The 767-nt window shown below is 34.2% G+C and carries 1 protein-coding gene; it reads left to right on the top strand.

Features of this window, described 5'->3' with window-relative positions:
* The coding region (locus tag FWJ34_RS19410) for a TerD family protein (RefSeq protein ID WP_308256968.1) at window positions 1-490 on the top strand (490 nt) is incomplete at its 5' end.
* Window positions 491-767: the final 277 nt, after the last annotated feature.

Below are 767 nucleotides of genomic sequence, written 5' to 3'. Positions count from 1 at the left end.
GGATACTAACGCTACAGATACGGGAGGAGACTTTGATTTAGACGTATCCTTGTTTCTCGTGGGTGCTAACGAAAAATTAGTTTCCGATAAACATTTCATTTTTTACAATAACCTAATTAGTCCCGATCCAGATCAATCTGTCAAACTTTTAGGAGATAATCGTACTGGTGAAGGAGAAGGAGATGACGAAGGTTTAATTGTCGATTTACGCAAAGTGCCTTCTGACGTTGCCAAAATAGTAATAACTGTAACCATTTATGAAGCTGAAAAAAGACATCAAAATTTTGGACAAGTTACTAATGCTTATATTCGTTTAGTTGATGTACAAACTAAAGAAGAAGTTTTACGTTATGACTTAACAGAAGATTTTTCCACTGAAACTGCCCTCATTATGGCTGAATTATACAACAAAGATGGTGAATGGCGTATTAATGCTGTCGGTTCTGGATTTGAAGGTGGCTTACAAGCCTTACTCAATAAATATAACTGACGTTAGGCACTCATTCAGATATTAAGTTTTAGTAGGTATCAGGGATCAGGCATCAGGTTTTAGGTTAAATTAAATTGAATTAAAGTAAAAAGTTATCCAGATTTAACACTTTTTGTCAGCTATAGTAATCCTACTATGTGAGTTGTGAGATTTAAAGAGGTGTTAGCTATCAGCTTTCAGTGGTCAGCTTTAATGTATAGTAGGATTTACAGATTTATTTTTTAATCTTTAATTCTTCACGAATGATTTACGATTGCTATATCACTGCCTAGAAAGA

Origin of the sequence: Geminocystis sp. GBBB08 (assembly GCF_016743215.1) — a bacterium.
GTDB lineage: Bacteria > Cyanobacteriota > Cyanobacteriia > Cyanobacteriales > Cyanobacteriaceae > Geminocystis.
This window is presented reverse-complemented; position numbering and strand designations above follow the sequence as displayed.